Annotated in this window: 2 protein-coding genes and 1 pseudogene; all 3 read left to right on the top strand. The window is 71.8% G+C overall.

Features of this window, described 5'->3' with window-relative positions; translation table 11 throughout:
* Window positions 1-111 precede the first annotated feature (111 nt).
* The 3 genes and pseudogenes from ACPXY0_RS15000 to ACPXY0_RS14990 all read left to right on the top strand — a co-directional run bounded on the left by ACPXY0_RS15000 (window position 112) and on the right by ACPXY0_RS14990 (window position 18144).
* On the top strand, window positions 112-4599 hold the full coding sequence (locus ACPXY0_RS15000) for a leucine-rich repeat domain-containing protein (RefSeq protein WP_423925905.1): 4488 nt from the start codon (window positions 112-114) through the stop codon (window positions 4597-4599).
* Window positions 4600-4720: 121 nt separating this feature from the next.
* Window positions 4721-5956: pseudogene (locus tag ACPXY0_RS14995) on the top strand (IS256 family transposase).
* Window positions 5957-6480: 524 nt separating this feature from the next.
* Window positions 6481-18144, top strand: a complete 11664-nt coding sequence (locus ACPXY0_RS14990) for a cadherin domain-containing protein (RefSeq protein ID WP_423925903.1) — start codon at window positions 6481-6483, stop codon at window positions 18142-18144.
* The last annotated feature ends 73 nt before the right edge of the window (window positions 18145-18217 follow it).

The following is an 18217-nucleotide window of genomic DNA, read 5'->3' as shown; positions in this document are numbered from 1 at the left end:
CGGCTTGTCCGGTTCCGAGTTACCGTCAACGTTCGTGGGGCCAGCAGCTAGACCCCATAATGGGGGGGCAGAGGCATTGCGGGCATCCAGGGAGAGAGGGGCGGAGAGCCGATGAAGTCGGCGCGGCGCCGGGTCTCGAAAGCCGAAGCGCTCAAGGTGGCCGCGGTTCTCGCGGCGGTGGCGGCGTGCGATTCGGGGGAGGTGGCGGGGCCTCCGAGCGGGGCGTCGCTGGTGATCGGGCCCGACTCCGCAGCGCTGACGTATCTCGGGGAGACCGTGCGGTTCACGGCGAGGGTGACGGGCGGGACGGGTGCGGCCGGCGCGGTGGAGTGGTCGAGCACGGACGAGTCGGTGGTGACGGTGGACGGCGCGGGTCTGGTGACGGCGCGTGGGAACGGGACGGCGGAGGTTCGGGCGACTTCGGGGGGTCTGCGTGCCGCGGCGTCGGTGGCGGTCGAGCAGCGGGCGTCGGCGCTCGAGGTGTTCGGGGGCGGGCAGCGTGCCCAGGCCGGTCTTCCGCTACCGGAGCGCGCCGGGGTGCAGGTGTTGGACGCGGGCGGAGCTCCCGTGGGGGGGCGGGCGGTGGCGTTCGCGGTGACGTCGGGGGGCGGATCGGTGAGCCCGGCGTCGGTGGAGAGCAACGGGGGAGGTGCGGCGTCTCCGGTGTGGACGCTGGGCGATACGCCGGGCGAGCAGCGGCTGGCGGCGTCGGTGGCGGGCGGGCCGGCGGCGGAGATCAGGGCGACGGCACTGGACCCGGACTCGGCGGTGGCGGCGATCGAGCTGCAGTTTGGGGGCGGTCAGCGAGGGTTTGTGGGGCGGCCTCTGCCGAGGGAGGTGTGGTTGCGGGTGGTGGACGGGGCCGACCGGCCGATTGAGGGCGCTCTGGTCAGGTTCGTGCCCGAGAGCGGGTCGGTGCACCGAGACAGCGTGCGGAGCACGGGCAGCGGCAGGGCGTGGGCGGTGTGGACGCTGGGAGAGACGCCGGGCGAGCAGCGGCTGGTGGCGACGGCGGGGCGTGCGCGGCTGGAGGTGACGGCGACGGCGCTGGACCCGGACTCGGCGGTGGCGGCGGTCGTATTGCGGCAGGGGGGCGGTCAGAGCGGGTTTGCCGGGCAGCGTCTCCCGGCGGCGGTAGGGGTGCGGGTGTTGGACGGCGCCGACCGGCCGATTGAGGGCGCTCTGGTCAGGTTCGTGCCCGAGAGCGGGTCGGTGCACCGAGACAGCGTGCGGAGTCTTCGCGACGGCTGGGCGGCGGTGGGGTGGACGCTGGGCAGGACGCCGGGGGAGCAGCGGCTGGAGGTGACGGCGGGGGGTGCGCGGCTGGAGGTGACGGCGACGGCACTGGCCTCGGCGGTGGCGACGGTGGAACTGCGGTCGTGGGACGTCGAGACGGCGGTGGCGGGCCAGTCGCTGCCGGTGGAGGTATGGGCGGTGGACGGAGAGGGCGATCCCGTGGCGGTGGCGCTGGTGACGTTTTCGGCGGGGCCCGGGGGCGGGTCGGTGCGGCCCGATTCGGCGTGGAGCGACGGCTCCGGTCTGGCGTCGGCGGTGTGGACGCTGGGGCCGACGTTGGGGGAACAGACGCTGGCGGTGGCTTCGGGGGCCGCCCGGCGGGAGGTGACCGTGACGGCGGTGGACCCGGACTCGACCGTGTCGCGGGTCATCCCGTGGTCCGGGAACCGGCAGTGGGGCGTGGTGGGTCACGCGCTGGCGGAGGCGGTCGTGGTGCAGGCGCTGGACGAGGCGGCGCGTCCGGTACCGGGTGCACTGGTGAATTTCGTACCGGAGGCTGACGGCGGGTCGGCGGATCCGGCGTCGGCGCGGACGGACAGTTCGGGTCTGGCGGCCACCGTATGGACGTTGGGAGCGGCGGAAGGCGGTCAGGCGCTGGCGGTGTCGCTGGCGGGGTCGGCGAGGCTGGAGGTGACGGCGACGGCCCAGCTCGATGCGGGCATCTGCGGGCGGACGCAACAGGTGATTCAGGCGCTGCTCGCGAAGACCGGCGTCGCGAGTTGCGCCAACGTCACGGAGGAGCATCTGGGTCGCGTGACCGGCCTTGCCCTCCGCCAAAAGAACATCACTAGTTTACGCAGCGGTGACTTCGCGGGCCTCTCCAGGATGCATTCGCTGGTCTTGAACGATAATCGCCTGCGCGAGTTGCCGCCGGACATCTTCGGCGGTCTGGACTCACTGGTTACGCTCCGGCTCAGGGGCAACCAGCTCGATGCGTTGCCGCCGGGATTGCCGTCGGGCCTGCCACTCCTGAACTGGCTTGATCTGATGAGCAATCGGCTGACGGAGATCCCGTCCGAGTTGGCCGGGCTCACCAACCTGACTCAGCTCGACCTGAGCGACAACCCGGTGACGGAGCTGCCGGCCGGTCTGTTCGCCGGGATGCCGCGCCTGGAAAGCCTCTACTTGAACGGTCTCGAACTGGAGGAGCTTCCGCCGGGGATCTTCGCGGGTCTGTCCGAACTGAAAGGCCTTCACTTGGCCCTGAACCGGCTGAGGCGTTTACCCGCCGGAGTCTTCAGCGATCTGTCAAGCCTGGCGTTTCTGTCGCTCCCCGGCAACCGGCTGACGGAACTGCCGCCGGGCGTGTTCGAGAGCCTGGACGCCCTGGAGGTGCTCTCCCTGACGAACAACGCGCTGGCTTCTCTGGACGAAGCCACCATTGCCGGACTGTCCGGTCTGCGGTTGTTGTACCTTGGCGGGAACGCCCTGACGGACCTGCCGGCGGGGATCTTCGACGGGCTCTCAGCCCTGGAACTCCTGTCGCTGGAGAACAACGAGTTTTCGGCGTTGCCGCCGGACCTCTTCGCTGATCTGTCCCGTCTCCTCTACCTGAACCTTTTCGGCAACCGCCTTTCCACGCTGCCTCCGGGCATCTTCGCGGGGCTTGAGGCCTTGACGAATCTGAGGCTGCAGGACAATCGCCTGTCCGCGTTACCGCCGGGCCTCTTCGCGGGGCTTGAGGCCTTGGCGATTCTGAGGCTGCAGGGCAATGGCCTGTCCGCGTTACCGCCGGGCATCTTCGGGGATCTGGAGAGCCTGAAGGACCTGAGCCTTGGGATCAACGCGCTCGCGGAGCTGCCGCCGGGCGTGTTCCGGGGGCTCCGGAACCTCGAGCTGCTGGACCTGCGGAGGAACCCCGGCGCCCCGTTCCCGGTGGCGCTGGAGCTGGCGCGCACCGACGCGGGCGACGCGCTGGCGCCGGGCCCGGCGGCCGTGGCGCTGCGGGTGCCGAGCGGCGCGCCTCACTCCATCGAGGTGTCGGTGACGGTTCAGGGTGGCGCCGCTTCGGGCGGGAGTCTCGCGGTGGCGGCCGGGGAGACGGCGGGCGTGCCGCTGGAGGTGGCCCGTCCGTCCGGGAGTCCGGGCCCGGTGCACGTGAGCCTGGGGCTGGCGCCAGCGTTCCCTCCGGAGTTCAAGGGTCTGGAGGCTGTGGCGGGCGAGCCGCTGGTGCTGTTCGCGCCGCCGGAGAACCGGACGCCGGTGGTCACGGAGCAAGTTCCGCTTCACTGGCTGCAGGCGGGCGTGCGGTCGGCGGAGGTGGATCTCGGGGCGCATTTCAGCGATCCGGACGGAGACACGCTGGTCCATGAGGCGGGGTCGAGCGACGCGGGGGTGGTGGCCGCGACGGTCGAGGGCGGGGTGCTGGTTCTCGAGCCGCTGTCGGAGGGGTCGGCGGTGGTGGAGGTGACGGCCGCCGATCCGGGCGGGCTTGGGGCGGCGCTGTCGGTGCCGGTGACGGTGGCGCGGGCGCCGGATCCCGAGGGCTACCGGATCGAGCTGATCTTCGGCGACGGGTTCACGGAGGCCGAGGAGGCGGAGATCCGGCGGGCGCGGGCGCGGTGGGAGGAGGTGCTCGCGGCCGACGTGCCGGACGTGCCGATCGACCGCACCGGGTTCTGTCGAGCCGACCTTGAGGGCGTGCGGATGGTGGGGAGCATCGACGACGTCGTGATCGGCGTGTTCGTGGAGACGGAGAACAGGGCAAGTCTGGCCTCGGCGGCACCTTGCGTCGTTCGCGAGTCGGGCCTGCCCACATTGGGGGACGTCAGGTTCAACCGCTGGTACTGGGAACCCGACAGCCTGGTGGCGAGGTCGGACAGCATGTATACGGTCGCGCTGCACGAGATCGGACACGTACTGGGCATCGGAACCATGTGGCGCTACAGGTTGCGCGAGCGCACACCGTACGAGGGTGACCCTCGCGACACGCACTTCCCCGGGCCGCTGGCGGTGGAAGCGTTCAACGAGGCCGGCGGCTGGTCGTACGCGGGCGGGAAGGTACCGGTAGAAAACGTGCTGCGTTTGGGCGCCAACGTCCACTGGCGCAAGGGCGTACTCCGCGGCGAAGTGATGGCTGCCAATGGCACCGCCTTGAGCGCGATCACGCTGCGGGCGCTGGCGGATCTGGGCTACGAGGTCGACGTGAGCCGGGCCGATCCCTACGAGTTGCCGGCGCTGGACCGCATCCCGCCCCCGGACGTGGCGGCGGAGTCGGAGGCGTGGTTCGCCGATGACGTGATCGATGGTCCGGTCGTCGTGGTCGATGAGAACGGCAACGTGGTGCGCATCATCCGCAACTGAGCCGGGGCACGCCACTTCCCAGAGGTAGGAACAAAAGGTGTGTAAAAAGCGAGGCGACGTACCTTTCAGCTGACCGTTTACCAGCGATCCGGGGGGAGACCCGGAGAAAGGACGTCGCCTCATGGGCAACGATACGCGGGAGAGGTTCGGCGGGCCAGCGTGGGAGACGCTGGAGGTGTGGGTGCGGGAGGAGATGCGCGGTCTGATCCAGGCGGCACTGGAGGAGGAGATCACGGAGCTTCCGGGCCGGGTGAAGTCGGAACGGCGGGCGGCGGTGGACGCGCCTCCGGGCTACCGGAACGGGTACGGCAAGCCGCGGCGTCTGGCGACGAGTTCGGGGACGATCGAGGTCAGGCGGCCTCGGGTCAGGGGCCTGGAGGAACGGTTCGAGAGCCGGGTGCTGCCGTTGTTCGCGCGCCGGACGCGGGAGGTGGGCGAGCTGATCCCGGAGCTGTACCCGCACGGGCTGGCCGAGGGCGATTTCGAGCTGGCGCTCAGGGGGCTGTTGGGCGACGGGGCGCCGTTGTCGAAGTCCTCGGTGAGGCGGCTCAGGGCGAGGTGGACGGCGGAGCACGAGGCGTGGAGCCGGCGGCCGCTGGGAGACCGTGAGCTCGTGTACGCGTGGGCGGACGGGATCTACGTGAAGGCGGGCCTGGAGCGGGACAAGGCGGCGCTGTTGGTGGTGATCGGGGCCATGAGCGACGGGACGAAGGAGGTGCTGGCGGTCACGCCGGGCTACCGGGAGTCGGTCGAGTCGTGGGCGGCGGTGCTCAGGGACCTCAAGGCGCGGGGGCTCGGGACGCCGAAGCTGCTCGTCGCCGACGGGAACCTGGGCATCTGGGGCGCGGCGCGGGAGGTGTGGCCGGAGACGGCCGAGCAGCGGTGCTGGAACCACAAGACGACCAACGTGCTGGACCGGCTGCCCAAGAGAGAGCAGGCCGCGGCGAGGGAGATGCTGCGCGCGGCGGCGTAGCGCCCTCGCGGGCGGCGGCGAAGGAGGCGAGAGACGCCTTCCGGGACCGCTACGGAGACGCCGAGGCCAAGGCGGTGGCCGTGCTCGAGGACGACTGGGACCGCATGACGGCCTTCCACGACTATCCGGAGAAGCACTGGCGGCACCTGCGGACGACCAACGTCGTGGAGAGCCCGTTCGCCTCGGTCCGGCTGCGCACGACGGCCGCGAAGCGGTTCAAGCGGGTCGACAACGCCACGGCGCTGATCTGGCGGCTGCTGCTGGTGGCCGAGAAGAGGTCCGGGAAGCTCAACGCGCCGCACTTGCTTGGGAGAGGTGTACGAAGGGAAGAGGTTCGAGGACGGAAAGCCCGTCCCCGAGGGTCGGGAGAGGATCGCCGCCTGATGACGTTTACACACCTATTGACCCGACCTCCACTTCCCACCGGCTTCCCCGAGCCGCCCCCGTCCGGTCCCCCGGTAGGTCCTCTTGGACGCCCGACCCGTCGGTCTTCCTCCTCGGGTACCTCTTGCCCAGCCCGACGCCGGCACGGTATCGGCGATACGGCGCGTGTTCGGATTCGCACCTCATTCCCTATCGCCCAACTCCATAATCTCCTGTCACGCGGCTTCTTACGGATCGCTTGGCCCTCCGCGCGGGCGGCGACCCAGGCGATGGCTCCATCGTCGGCGAACGAAGTTTGGCCTCTTCGCGAGATATAAGAAATAGGAGGGGCATCCCTCCCGCGCCGCCCCATCGCGGCGCCACGAGAACGCGAAACGAGCGGAGGGACATTGGACGTGCCCCGACCCATTTCGAGTGGACGGCCGCCGGACATGACACGCCGGACGCCGCCGCCATGTGACGCGACACGTCGCCGGGCCCGAACCGGCCTCCGCCTTCCCATTCCCTCGCGAGGACACACTCCCATGACACCCGTCTCCATCGCCGGACCTTCGTCCGTCCAGACCCCTGCTCACCGGCCGGCCCCGCGCGCCGTCCTTCGGATCCTCGGGGCCGTCGCGCTGCTACTGGCGGGCGCCATGCCATCGGAGGCTGCGGCACGCGTGTGGGACGGCCCCGTGGCGGTCAAGCAGTCGGCGGACACGGTCTCCGTCACGCTCGCCGCGCCCGCCGGCGGGACGGTGGCTGAGGGCGACACGGCGCACTTCGAGGTGGGGGTGACGGGAGACACGAGTGCGGGTGCGGTGACCGTCCAGTACGCGGTGTCGGGCACGGCGAAGCCGGGCGAGGACTACGCGGAGCTCTCCGGCGAGTTGACGGTGGAGGCGGGGGCGACGGGCGCCCTGATCGCCGTGGCGACGGTGGCCGACGACATCGAAGACGACGGGGAGTCGGTGACCATCACGCTGACGAACGCGACGGGTCCGGGCACGGTGCTCCTGCGCGCGAATCCGCGGACGGTGCGGATCACCGACTCCCGGGGGCGGGGGGAGCCGCCGCCCAATCTGCCGCCGACAGCGGACGCGGGGGACGATTTCTCCGCGGATGAACTAACGGTGGTGAACCTGGACGGTTCCGGCAGCTACGACCCGGACGGCGACGATCTGACCTACGCATGGACGGGGCCCGAGGGAGTGGCTCTCAACGGCGCCTCCACGGCGTACCCGTCCTTCCAGGCGCCGGAGGTGGCCCCGGGTGAGGAAGCTGACTTCACGTTCGAACTCGTGGTGAGCGACGGCGAGTTCGACTCGAACACCGACAACGTCACGGTCAGGGTGCTGGATGTACCTCCCCCGGACCGGCCTCCCGTGTGCAACGGCGAGGTGGAGGTGCACCCCGGGGAGACGGCGAGCGTAAGGCTGTCCGAGCAATGCCATGACCCCGACGGGGACCCGATCACGGGCTACGGAGGCGGCTCCAGCGAGGACCCGGACGTGGCGACGGCGGAGCTGGTCGACGGCGTGGTGACGATCAGCGGCGTGGGTCTGGGTGACACGACTGTTCCGGTCACGGCCACGGCAGGCGGCTTGACGGGCGGCGGGAGCATCGCGGTGACGGTGACACCTCCCCCGGACCAGCCTCCCGTGTGCAGCGGCGAGGTGGAGGTGCACCCCGGGGAGACGGCGAGCGTAAGGCTGTCCGAGCAATGCCATGACCCCGACGGGGACCCGATCACGGGCTACGGAGGCGGCTCCAGCGAGGACCCGGACGTGGCGACGGCGGAGCTGGTCGACGGCGTGGTGACGATCAGCGGCGTGGGTCTGGGTGACACGACTGTTCCGGTCACGGCCACGGCAGGCGGCTTGACGGGCGGCGGGAGCATCGCGGTGACGGTGACACCTCCCCCGGACCAGCCTCCCGTGTGCAGCGGCGAGGTGGAGGTGCACCCCGGGGAGACGGCGAGCGTAAGGCTGTCCGAGCAATGCCATGACCCCGACGGGGACCCGATCACGGGCTACGGAGGCGGCTCCAGCGAGGACCCGGACGTGGCGACGGCGGAGCTGGTCGACGGCGTGGTGACGATCAGCGGCGTGGGTCTGGGTGACACGACTGTTCCGGTCACGGCCACGGCAGGCGGCTTGACGGGCGGCGGGAGCATCGCGGTGACGGTGACACCTCCCCGGGACCAGCCTCCCGTGTGCAGCGGCGAGGTGGAGGTGCACCCCGGGGAGACGGCGAGCGTAAGGCTGTCCGAGCAATGCCATGACCCCGACGGGGACCCGATCACGGGCTACGGAGGCGGCTCCAGCGAGGACCCGGACGTGGCGACGGCGGAGCTGGTCGACGGCGTGGTGACGATCAGCGGCGTGGGTCTGGGTGACACGACTGTTCCGGTCACGGCCACGGCAGGCGGCTTGACGGGCGGCGGGAGCATCGCGGTGACGGTGACACCTCCCCGGGACCAGCCTCCCGTGTGCAGCGGCGAGGTGGAGGTGCACCCCGGGGAGACGGCGAGCGTAAGGCTGTCCGAGCAATGCCATGACCCCGACGGGGACCCGATCACGGGCTACGGAGGCGGCTCCAGCGAGGACCCGGACGTGGCGACGGCGGAGCTGGTCGACGGCGTGGTGACGATCAGCGGCGTGGGTCTGGGTGACACGACTGTTCCGGTCACGGCCACGGCAGGCGGCTTGACGGGCGGCGGGAGCATCGCGGTGACGGTGACACCTCCCCGGGACCAGCCTCCCGTGTGCAGCGGCGAGGTGGAGGTGCACCCCGGGGAGACGGCGAGCGTAAGGCTGTCCGAGCAATGCCATGACCCCGACGGGGACCCGATCACGGGCTACGGAGGCGGCTCCAGCGAGGACCCGGACGTGGCGACGGCGGAGCTGGTCGACGGCGTGGTGACGATCAGCGGCGTGGGTCTGGGTGACACGACTGTTCCGGTCACGGCCACGGCAGGCGGCTTGACGGGCGGCGGGAGCATCGCGGTGACGGTGACACCTCCCCGGGACCAGCCTCCCGTGTGCAGCGGCGAGGTGGAGGTGCACCCCGGGGAGACGGCGAGCGTAAGGCTGTCCGAGCAATGCCATGACCCCGACGGGGACCCGATCACGGGCTACGGAGGCGGCTCCAGCGAGGACCCGGACGTGGCGACGGCGGAGCTGGTCGACGGCGTGGTGACGATCAGCGGCGTGGGTCTGGGTGACACGACTGTTCCGGTCACGGCCACGGCAGGCGGCTTGACGGGCGGCGGGAGCATCGCGGTGACGGTGACACCTCCCCGGGACCAGCCTCCCGTGTGCAGCGGCGAGGTGGAGGTGCACCCCGGGGAGACGGCGAGCGTAAGGCTGTCCGAGCAATGCCATGACCCCGACGGGGACCCGATCACGGGCTACGGAGGCGGCTCCAGCGAGGACCCGGACGTGGCGACGGCGGAGCTGGTCGACGGCGTGGTGACGATCAGCGGCGTGGGTCTGGGTGACACGACTGTTCCGGTCACGGCCACGGCAGGCGGCTTGACGGGCGGCGGGAGCATCGCGGTGACGGTGAGGAACCCGCCGCTGGCATGCCGCATGGAGCCGGGGGAGTTGACGCTGGTGGTCGGCGGGACGGGCACGTCGGAGGTGCGTTGTAGGGGCGGCAGCGGTTCATGGACCCCCGGCGATCCCGAGTCGGGAGACACGTTGGTGGCGACGGCGACCCGGAGCGGGACCACGGTGACGGTTACAGGCGCGGGCGTGGGGAGCGCGAGCGTGTCGGTCCCGGTCACCGACGACGAAACGACGGTGACGGCGAGCGTTGAAGTGACGGTGGAATACCCGCTGCCGCCCCGGCCAGTGGCCCACGCACCGGAGGCGGTGGGGACGCTACCTCCCGCCACGGTGGCGGTGGGATCGAGCGGCAGCGTGGGGGTGTCGTCGCACTTCCGCGACCGCGACGGGGACACGTTGACTTACGCGGCGGAGTCTTCGGATTCGTTGGTGGTGACGGTTGGCGTTGGTGGGCGAGGGTTGAGCACGGTGACGTACGCGGGTGTGGCCGTGGGGAGTGCGACGGTGACGGTGACGGCGAGGGATCCCGGCGGGCTGAGGGCGGAGCAGGAGTTCAGTGTGACGGTGACGCAGCCGAACCGGGCGCCTGTGGCGGTGGAGACGATACCGGCCGCCACGGTGGCGGTGGGATCGAGCGGCAGCGTGGGCGTATCGGGGTACTTCCGCGACCCCGATGGCGATCGTTTGAGGTACGCGGCGGAGTCTTCGGACGCGTCGGTGGTGACGGTGGTCGTTGGTGGGCGCGGGTCGAGCACGGTGACGTACACGGGCACGGGCGCGGGGAGCGCTACGGTGACGGTAACGGCGACGGATCCAGACGCGCTGACGGCGACGCAGTCGTTCGAGGTGACGGTTCCGAACCTGGCGCCGGTGACGGAGAGGACGATTGCGCCGGACACGTTGTACGCGGGTGAGAGCGGTCGCGTGGACGTGTCGGGGCACTTCAGCGATGCCGACGGCGACGCGTTGGAGTACGCGGCGGCGTCGGACTCGGCGCACGTGGTGACGGTGGAGATGGACGGGAGCGCGGTGGCGTACCGGGCGGTGGTTCCGGGGAGCGCCGAGGTAACGGTGACGGCGAGCGATGGGCGGGCGTCGGTGGCGCAGCGGTTCCGTGTGACTGTACCGAACCGTGCCCCGTCGGCGGCGGGTACGATCGAGGCGCGGGAGACCCACCGTCGGGAGACGGGGTCGGTGGACGTGTCTTCGTACTTCAGCGACGCGGACGGGGAGGTGCTGAGGTACGCGGCGGCCACGTCGGACGCGTCGGTGGTGACGGTGGAGGTGAGCGGGGCGCGTCTGACGTTTCGGGGGGAGGGACTCGGGGAGGCGGAGGTGACGGTGACGGCGACCGACCGCCTGGGCGGGACGGCGGCGCAGACGTTCACGGTGACGGTGTCGAACCAGGCTCCCGTGGCGGAGGGGACGATCGGGGCGCAGACGGTGGAGGTGGGCGGGAGCGGAAGCGTGGACGTATCGGCGTACTTCAGCGACGCGGACGCGGACGCGCTTTCGTACTCGGTGTCCTCGTCGGACTCGACGGCGGTGACGGTGACGGTGGCGGACAGTCTGGTGACGTTCACGGGTCTCTCCGGCGGGAGCGCTCAGGTGACGGTGACGGCCTCCGACGGCCACCGGGGCACTGCTACACAGACGTTCACGGTGACGGTGGCGGATCCGAACCCGCCTCCGGTGGTGGTGGACAGCATCCCCGGGCAGTGGGTGTACCGCCTGGTGAGCGACAGCGTGGACGTGTCGTCCTATTTCAGCGACCCGGAGGGCGAGGCGCTGGCGTACACGGCGACCTCCTCCGACACGAGGGTGGCGACGGCGAGCGTGAGCGGGAGCACGGTGCGTTTCTCGGGCGCGAACCTGGGGACGGCGGCGGTGACGGTGACGGCCCGCGATCCGTCCGGCGGGGTGGCGGAGCAGGTGTTCGCGGTGGAGGTGCGGAACCGTGTGCCCGAGGTGGTGGGCGAGATCCCGGCGGACACGGTGGCGGTCGGGGGCAGCGGCAGCGTGGACGCGTCGTCGTACTTCAGGGAGTACGACGGGGAGCTGTTGTTCCACGAGGTGTCGTCGTCGGACACCTCGGTTGTGAGCGTGAACCTTGAGCTGACCACGATGACGTACCGGGGCGAGGCTCCGGGGACGGCGACGGTGACGGTGACGGCCACCGACCTACGGGCGACGGCGGAACAGACGTTCACGGTGACGGTGGTGAACGAGGCGCCGACGGCGAGCGCGGGTCCGGACCAGACGGTGGAGGAGGGCGCGGAGGTGACGCTGGTCGGTACGGGTGACGATCCCGACGGTGACAATGCGGCTCTGACGTTCAGGTGGAGCGCGCCTTCCGGGGTGACGCTGAGCGATCCGGCGGTGTCGTCCCCGACGTTCACGGCGCCGGCGGTGGAGAGCGACAGGGACTACACGATCACGCTGGCGGTGAATGACGGCGAGGCCGACTCGGCGCCCGACAGCGTGGTGGTCCGGGTGCGGAACGTGAACGAGGCGCCGACGGCGAGCGCGGGTCCGGACCAGACGGTGGAGGAGGGCGCGGAGGTGACGCTGGTCGGTACGGGGGAAGATCCCGACGGGGAGGACGCGGCTCTGACGTTCAGGTGGAGCGCGCCTTCCGGGGTGACGCTGAGCGATCCGGCGGTGTCGTCCCCGACGTTCACGGCGCCGGCGGTGGAGAGCGACACGGACTACACGTTGACGCTGGTGGTGAGCGACGGGGAGACCGACTCGGCCCCGGACAGCGTGGTGGTCCGGGTGCGGAACGTGAACGAGGCGCCGAGGGCGAACGCGGGGCCGGACCAGACGGTGGAGGAGGGCGCGGAGGTGACGCTGGTCGGTACGGGGGAAGATCCCGACGGGGAGGACGCGGCTCTGACGTACCGGTGGAGCGGGCCTTCGGAGGTGACGTTGAGCGATCCGGCGGCGGCCTCTCCGACGTTCACGGCGCCGGCCGTGGAGAGCGACACGGACTTCACGTTGACGCTGGTGGTGAGCGACGGGGAGGCGGACTCGGCCCCGGACAGCGTGGTGGTCCGGGTGCTCGACGTGGTCGTACCTCCGACGAACCGTGCGCCGGAGTTCCGCCCGGACGTGGTGTCGCGGACGGTGGCTGAGAACTCGCCGGCGGTGACGGCGGTGGGCGCGCCGGTGACGGCGACCGACGAGGACGACGACGAGCTCACCTACAGCCTCGCGGAGGGCGGCGACTCCCCATCGTTCGATATCGACGGGACGACGGGTCAGATCACTGTGGGGAGCTCGGCGGCACTGGACTACGAGAGCGGCGACACGGAGCTGACGGTCCAGGTGGTGGCGAGTGACGGGATGCTGTCCGGCACGGCGTTGGTGACGATCACGGTGACCGACGACGACGATCCGGGCGTGCTGACGCTGGACGCGACGGTGGCGCGCGTGGGCATGCGGGTGACGGCGACGCTCGCCGACCAGGACGGCTCGCGGAACAAGCGGCGCAAGTGGCAGTTGTCGTCGGACGGCAACGCTCCGTGGACGAACATCCGTGGCGCGACGAGTCGGTCGTACATGCCTGCGGCGTCCGACGAGGGGATGTGGCTGCGGGCGGTGTTCGCCTACACCGATGGCGACGGGCCGAACAAGCGCGCGGAGAGCGTGGCGGTGCGGGTGACGGGTCCGAACGAGCCGCCCGAGTTCGGCGCGGCCGCGCTGGAGCGGACGGTGCCGGAGAACTCGTCGGCGGGGACCGAAGTGGGGCCGGCGGTGACGGCGACCGACGGCAACGACGACGAGCTCAAGTACAGCTTCGTGCCGGGCGGGGACGAGTCGTCGTTCGAGATCGGCGGGACGACCGGCCTGATCACGGTGGGAAGCGGGGCGGGGCTCGACTACGAGAGCGGGGCCACGTCGTTCACGGTGCGGGTGGAGGCCACCGACGAGATGCTATCGGACACGGTGACGGTGACGATCCGCGTGACGAACGCGGACGATGCGGGTGTGGTGACGCTCTCTGCGTCGGCGGCGGAGGTGGGGGTGGCGCTGACGGCGACGCTCGCCGACGAGGACGTACCGGACGCGCAGGCGACGACGGTCACGTGGCAGCGGTCCTCGAACGAGGGGGTGACGTGGTCGGACATCGCGGGGGCGGCCACGGCGTCCTACGCGCCGCAAGCGGCGGACGCGGACTCGCTCGTGCGGGCGGTGTTCACCTACACCGACGGCCACGGGCCGAACAAGCGCGCCGAGAGCGCGGCGGTAGCGGTGACGTCGCCGAACCGGCCACCGGAGTTCAGCCCCGACGCGCTCGAGCGGACGGTGCCGGAGAACTCGCTGGCGGGCACGCAGTTGGGCGCGGCGGTGCTGGCGACGGATCCGGACGGCGATGAGCTGATGTACAGCCTCGCGGGCCCGGATGCGGCCTCCTTCGATATCGATCCGACGACCGGCCGGATCAGGGTGGGGAGCGCGGCGGCGCTGGACTACGAGAGCGGGAACACGTCGCTCACGGTACGGGTGGTGGCGAGTGACGGGCCGCTCTCGGCCACGGCGACGGTGACGATCACGGTGACCGACGCGGACGATCCGGGGGTGGTGACGCTGGATGCGGGCGTGGCGCGCGTGGGCATGCGGGTGACGGCGACCTTGATGGACCAGGACGGGTCCCGGAGCGCGGGCAAGACGCGGCAGTGGCGGCTGTCGGCCGATGGCGGCACGGGGTGGGCGGACATCGCGGGCGCGACGGGCCGGTTCTACACGCCGGTGGCGGCCGATACGAGCATGCTGCTGAGGGCGGTGTTCATGTACACCGACGGACACGGTTCGGGGAAGCGCGCCGAGAGCTCGGCGGTGCGCGTGACGGGCTCGAACGAGGCGCCGGTGTTCAACCCGAACGCGGTGGCGCTGGGTGTGCCGGAGAACTCGGCCGCGGACACGGAAGTGGGCGTGGTGACGGCGACCGACGCGAACGACGACGAGCTGGGGTACCGGTTCCTGGCGGGCGGCGACGCGTCCTCGTTCGCCATCGGGAAGACGACGGGCCGGATCACGGTGGCCGCGGGTGCGGCGCTCAACTACGAGAGCGGGGACACGGAACTGACGGTCTCGGTGGTGGCGAGTGACGGGATGCTGTCCGACACGGCGGCGGTGACGATCACGGTGACCGACGCGGACGATCCGGGGGTGGTGACGCTGGACGCGGACGTGGCGCGTGCGGGCATGGCGCTGACGGCGGCGCTCGCCGACGAGGACGAGCCCGATGCCGGGGCCACGACGATCGCGTGGCAGCGCTCCTCCGACGGCGTAACGCCGTGGACGGACATCATGGACGCGGACGCGGCGAGCTACGCGCCCGGGGCGGCCGACGAGGACATGTTCCTGAGGGCGGTGTTCACCTACACGGACGGCCACGGTTCGAACAAGCGCGCCGAGAGCGCGGCGGTGCACGTGACGGGCACGAACGCGGTGCCCGTGTTCAGCCCGGATGCTGTGGAGTTGACGGTGGCGGAGAACTCCGCGGCGGGTGCGGAGGTGGGGACGGTGGCGGCCACCGACGGCAACGACGACGAGTTGGGGTACAGCTTCGCTGCTGGCGGAGACGCGGACTCCTTCGAGGTCGGGGAGGCGACGGGCCTGATCACGGTGGGGAGCGGTGCGTCTCTGGACTACGAGAGCGGGGACACGGAGCTGACGGTCTCGGTGGTGGTCAGTGACGGGATGCTGGCGGACACGGCGTCGGTGACGATCACGGTGACGAACGCGGAGGAGCCTGGGGTGGTGACGCTGGACGCTTCGGCGGCCCGGGTCGGGACGGCGCTCACGGCGGCGCTGTCCGACGAGGACGAACCGGAGACTCAGACGAAGACGGTCACCTGGCAGCAGTCCTCCGGCGGCACCGGCTGGACGGACATCACGGAAGCGGCCGCGGAGAGCTACACGCCGCTGGCGGCCGATGAGGGGCTGCTCCTGCGGGCGGTGTTCAGCTACACCGATGGCCACGGTCCGAACAAGCGCGCCGAGAGCGACGCGGTGCGTGTGACGGGAACGAACGTGGCGCCTGAGTTCGGCGCGGCGGCGGTGTCGCTGTCGGTGGCGGAGAACGCGCCGGCGGGCACGGCGGTGGGCGAGCCGGTGACGGCGACCGACGGCAACGGCGACGACCTCGAGTACAGCCTCGCGGGCGATGACGCATGGTCGTTCGAGATCGGGGAGGCGACGGGCCAGATCACGGTCGGGAGCGGCGCGTCTCTGGACTCCGAGAGCGGCAACACGGAGCTCACGGTCGAGGTGGTGGCGAGCGACGGGATGCTGGCCGACACGGCGGCGGTGAGGATCACGGTGACCGACGCGGACGACCCGGGTGTGGTGACGCTTGACGCGACGGTGGCGCGCGTGGGGGTGCGTGTGACGGCGGTGCTGATGGACCAGGACGGCTCGCAGAGCTCGGGCAAGCGGCGCCGGTGGCAGCGCTCCTCGGACGGGGGCGCGGCGTGGACGAACATCGCGGGCGCGACATCGCGGTTCTACACGCCGGTGCCGGCCGACGAGGGGACGCTCCTCAGGGCGGTGTTCACGTACGCCGATGGCGACGGGCCGGGCAAGCGTGCCGAGAGCGCGGCGGTGCCGGTGGTGGGTTCGGCGACGCCGGTGCTGTCGTTCGGTGCCGAGACGTACACGATGCCGCTCGGGGGTTCCGCCGACGTCGTTGTCAGGGTGTCCCCGGCGGCCACCGGTACGCTGGCGGTGGGCGTCACGGTGGGCGGCGCGGCGAGTGAGACGACCCACACGGTGACGTTCGGGGCGGGAGACACGGAGCAGACGCTGGCGGTGAGCGCGGCGGGTCTGGCCTCGGGCGACACCGTGGTGGTCACGTTCGGTGCGCTGCCCGCCGGTGCGGTGGCGGACGCGCCGTCCGAGGCGCGGGTGATCGTGAGCGAAGCCAGCGCCGATATGCGGAACAAGTCCCGGCCGAAGCCGCTCACGGTCGCGTACACGGAGCCGTCCTACACGGCGGCTGCGGGCGGCGCGGGGGCCGGGGTGACGGTGCGGATGTCGCCTGCGGCGGACCGCGAGGTGCTCGTCCCGGTGACGGTCACGGGCATGGGTGCCGGGGCGCCGGGGCCCGGCGAACTCGGTGTGCCCGCGACGATCCGGTTCGCGCCGGGCGACACGACGCGGACGTTCACCCTTGGGGCGCCCGAAGGGGCGCCGGGCGGGGAGTTCACGCTCGGCTTCGGCGAACTGCCGGAGGGGGTGAGCGCGGGGGCGGCCGCGGCCAGCGTGGTCCGGATCGTAGCCTCCGGCGCCGACGCGGCGCGGTTCGACGAGTCGCTCGAGGTGGGCCTCGCGGTCCTGGGCCGGTCGGTGGCCGAGGGCGCGCGCCGGTCGGTCGGCGCCCGGATGGAGGCCGCCATGCGTGGCGGGAGTCGTTCCGCCGGAGGGTGGGAGAACCGTGCGGCCGGCCTCCTGGGCTCGCTGGCGGGCACGCGGCCGGGCTTGGGCGCCGCCGGCTCCCACCGCCGGCCCGACGGCGGGGAGGTCCTGAAGCGGCTGCTGCCGCGGGTCTCCTTCTCGGCGGACCTTGGAGGCGGGCAGGAGGGATCGGCCCTGCGGTTCAGCGTGTGGGGCGAGGGCTCGGCGCAGGGGTTCAGGGGCGAGCCGGGCGCGGTCGCCTACGATGGGGGCATGCGGGCCCTCGCCCTGGGCGCCGATGCGCAGGTGGCGCCGGGCGCGCGGGTGGGCCTGTCGGTGATGCGCACGGGCGGCGAGTTCGACTACACAAGCCAGTCGCTCGAGGGGACGCTGCAGCACGGCATGACCACCGTGCACCCGTACCTGTTCTACCAGCCCTCGGCCGGGCTCGGACTGTGGGCCATGGCCGGCTACGGGACGGGCCAGGTGGAGGCCGCCGAGGCGGGCCGCGCGATGGACGCGACGCTCCGCATGATCTCCGGCGGCGCCCGGCTGCCGCTCATGCGCAGGGGCGGGTTCGGGCTCGGGCTCGCGGGCGACATCTTCGGCGTCCGCATGAGCGCGGGCGAGGACGGGGCCGAGGGCGGTGCGACCCGGGGCCGCGCGCTCCTGGAGGCCACGTACGCGGCCAGTGGGCTCAGGCTCGGCGCCGAGGCGGGCGGGCGCTACGACGCGGGCGACGCCGACACGGGCGCCGGCGCCGAGGCGGGCGCCTCGGTGGCCTACGCCGGGAGCGCGCTGGACCTGGCCCTGAACGGCAGGATGGCGTTCGGATCCGGCGGACACAGGGAGTGGGGCGTGGCGCTCCGCCTCGCGTGGGATCCCGGCGCCCAGGGCCAGGGCCTCCGGTTCGCCGTCAGCCCCGGCCGCGGACACGACCGGAGCGGCATGCAGGGACTCCTGGAGAACGGGCATGTGGCGCGCGGCGGCACGGCCCGTGAACAGGCAAGCCGCGTCGACGCGGAGTTGGGCTACGGGATCGCGGCCTTCGGCAACGGGTCGCTCGATACGTTCGGTCGGCTGTCGGCCCGCGAAGGCGCCCGGACCTGGTCCCTCGGCACCGGCTACGATGTCGCACGCGCGCTCAGGTTCAACCTCGAGGCCATCCTCGCGCGCAACGCCGCCGGGCCCGACAGACGCGGACTCAGGGCAGGCCTCGACTTCAGGTTCTGAGCCCGGCCGGCACGGAGCCCGGGGGCCACCATCGGCATGAGGTGAACGCCCCCGGCTCCGCGCCGCGGTCCCC

Origin of the sequence: Candidatus Palauibacter sp. (assembly GCF_965237495.1) — a bacterium.
Classification (GTDB): domain Bacteria; phylum Gemmatimonadota; class Gemmatimonadetes; order Palauibacterales; family Palauibacteraceae; genus Palauibacter.
The sequence above is the reverse complement of the archived record's forward strand: the minus strand, read 5'-3'. Positions and strand labels throughout refer to the sequence as shown.

What these genes read in the sequence shown, in the direction of transcription:
- ACPXY0_RS15000 (WP_423925905.1), top strand. Translation starts at nt 112, where the DNA reads ATGAAGTCGGCGCGGCGCCGGGTCTCGAAAGCCGAAGCGCTCAAGGTG.
- ACPXY0_RS14990 (WP_423925903.1), top strand. Translation starts at nt 6,481, where the DNA reads ATGACACCCGTCTCCATCGCCGGACCTTCGTCCGTCCAGACCCCTGCT.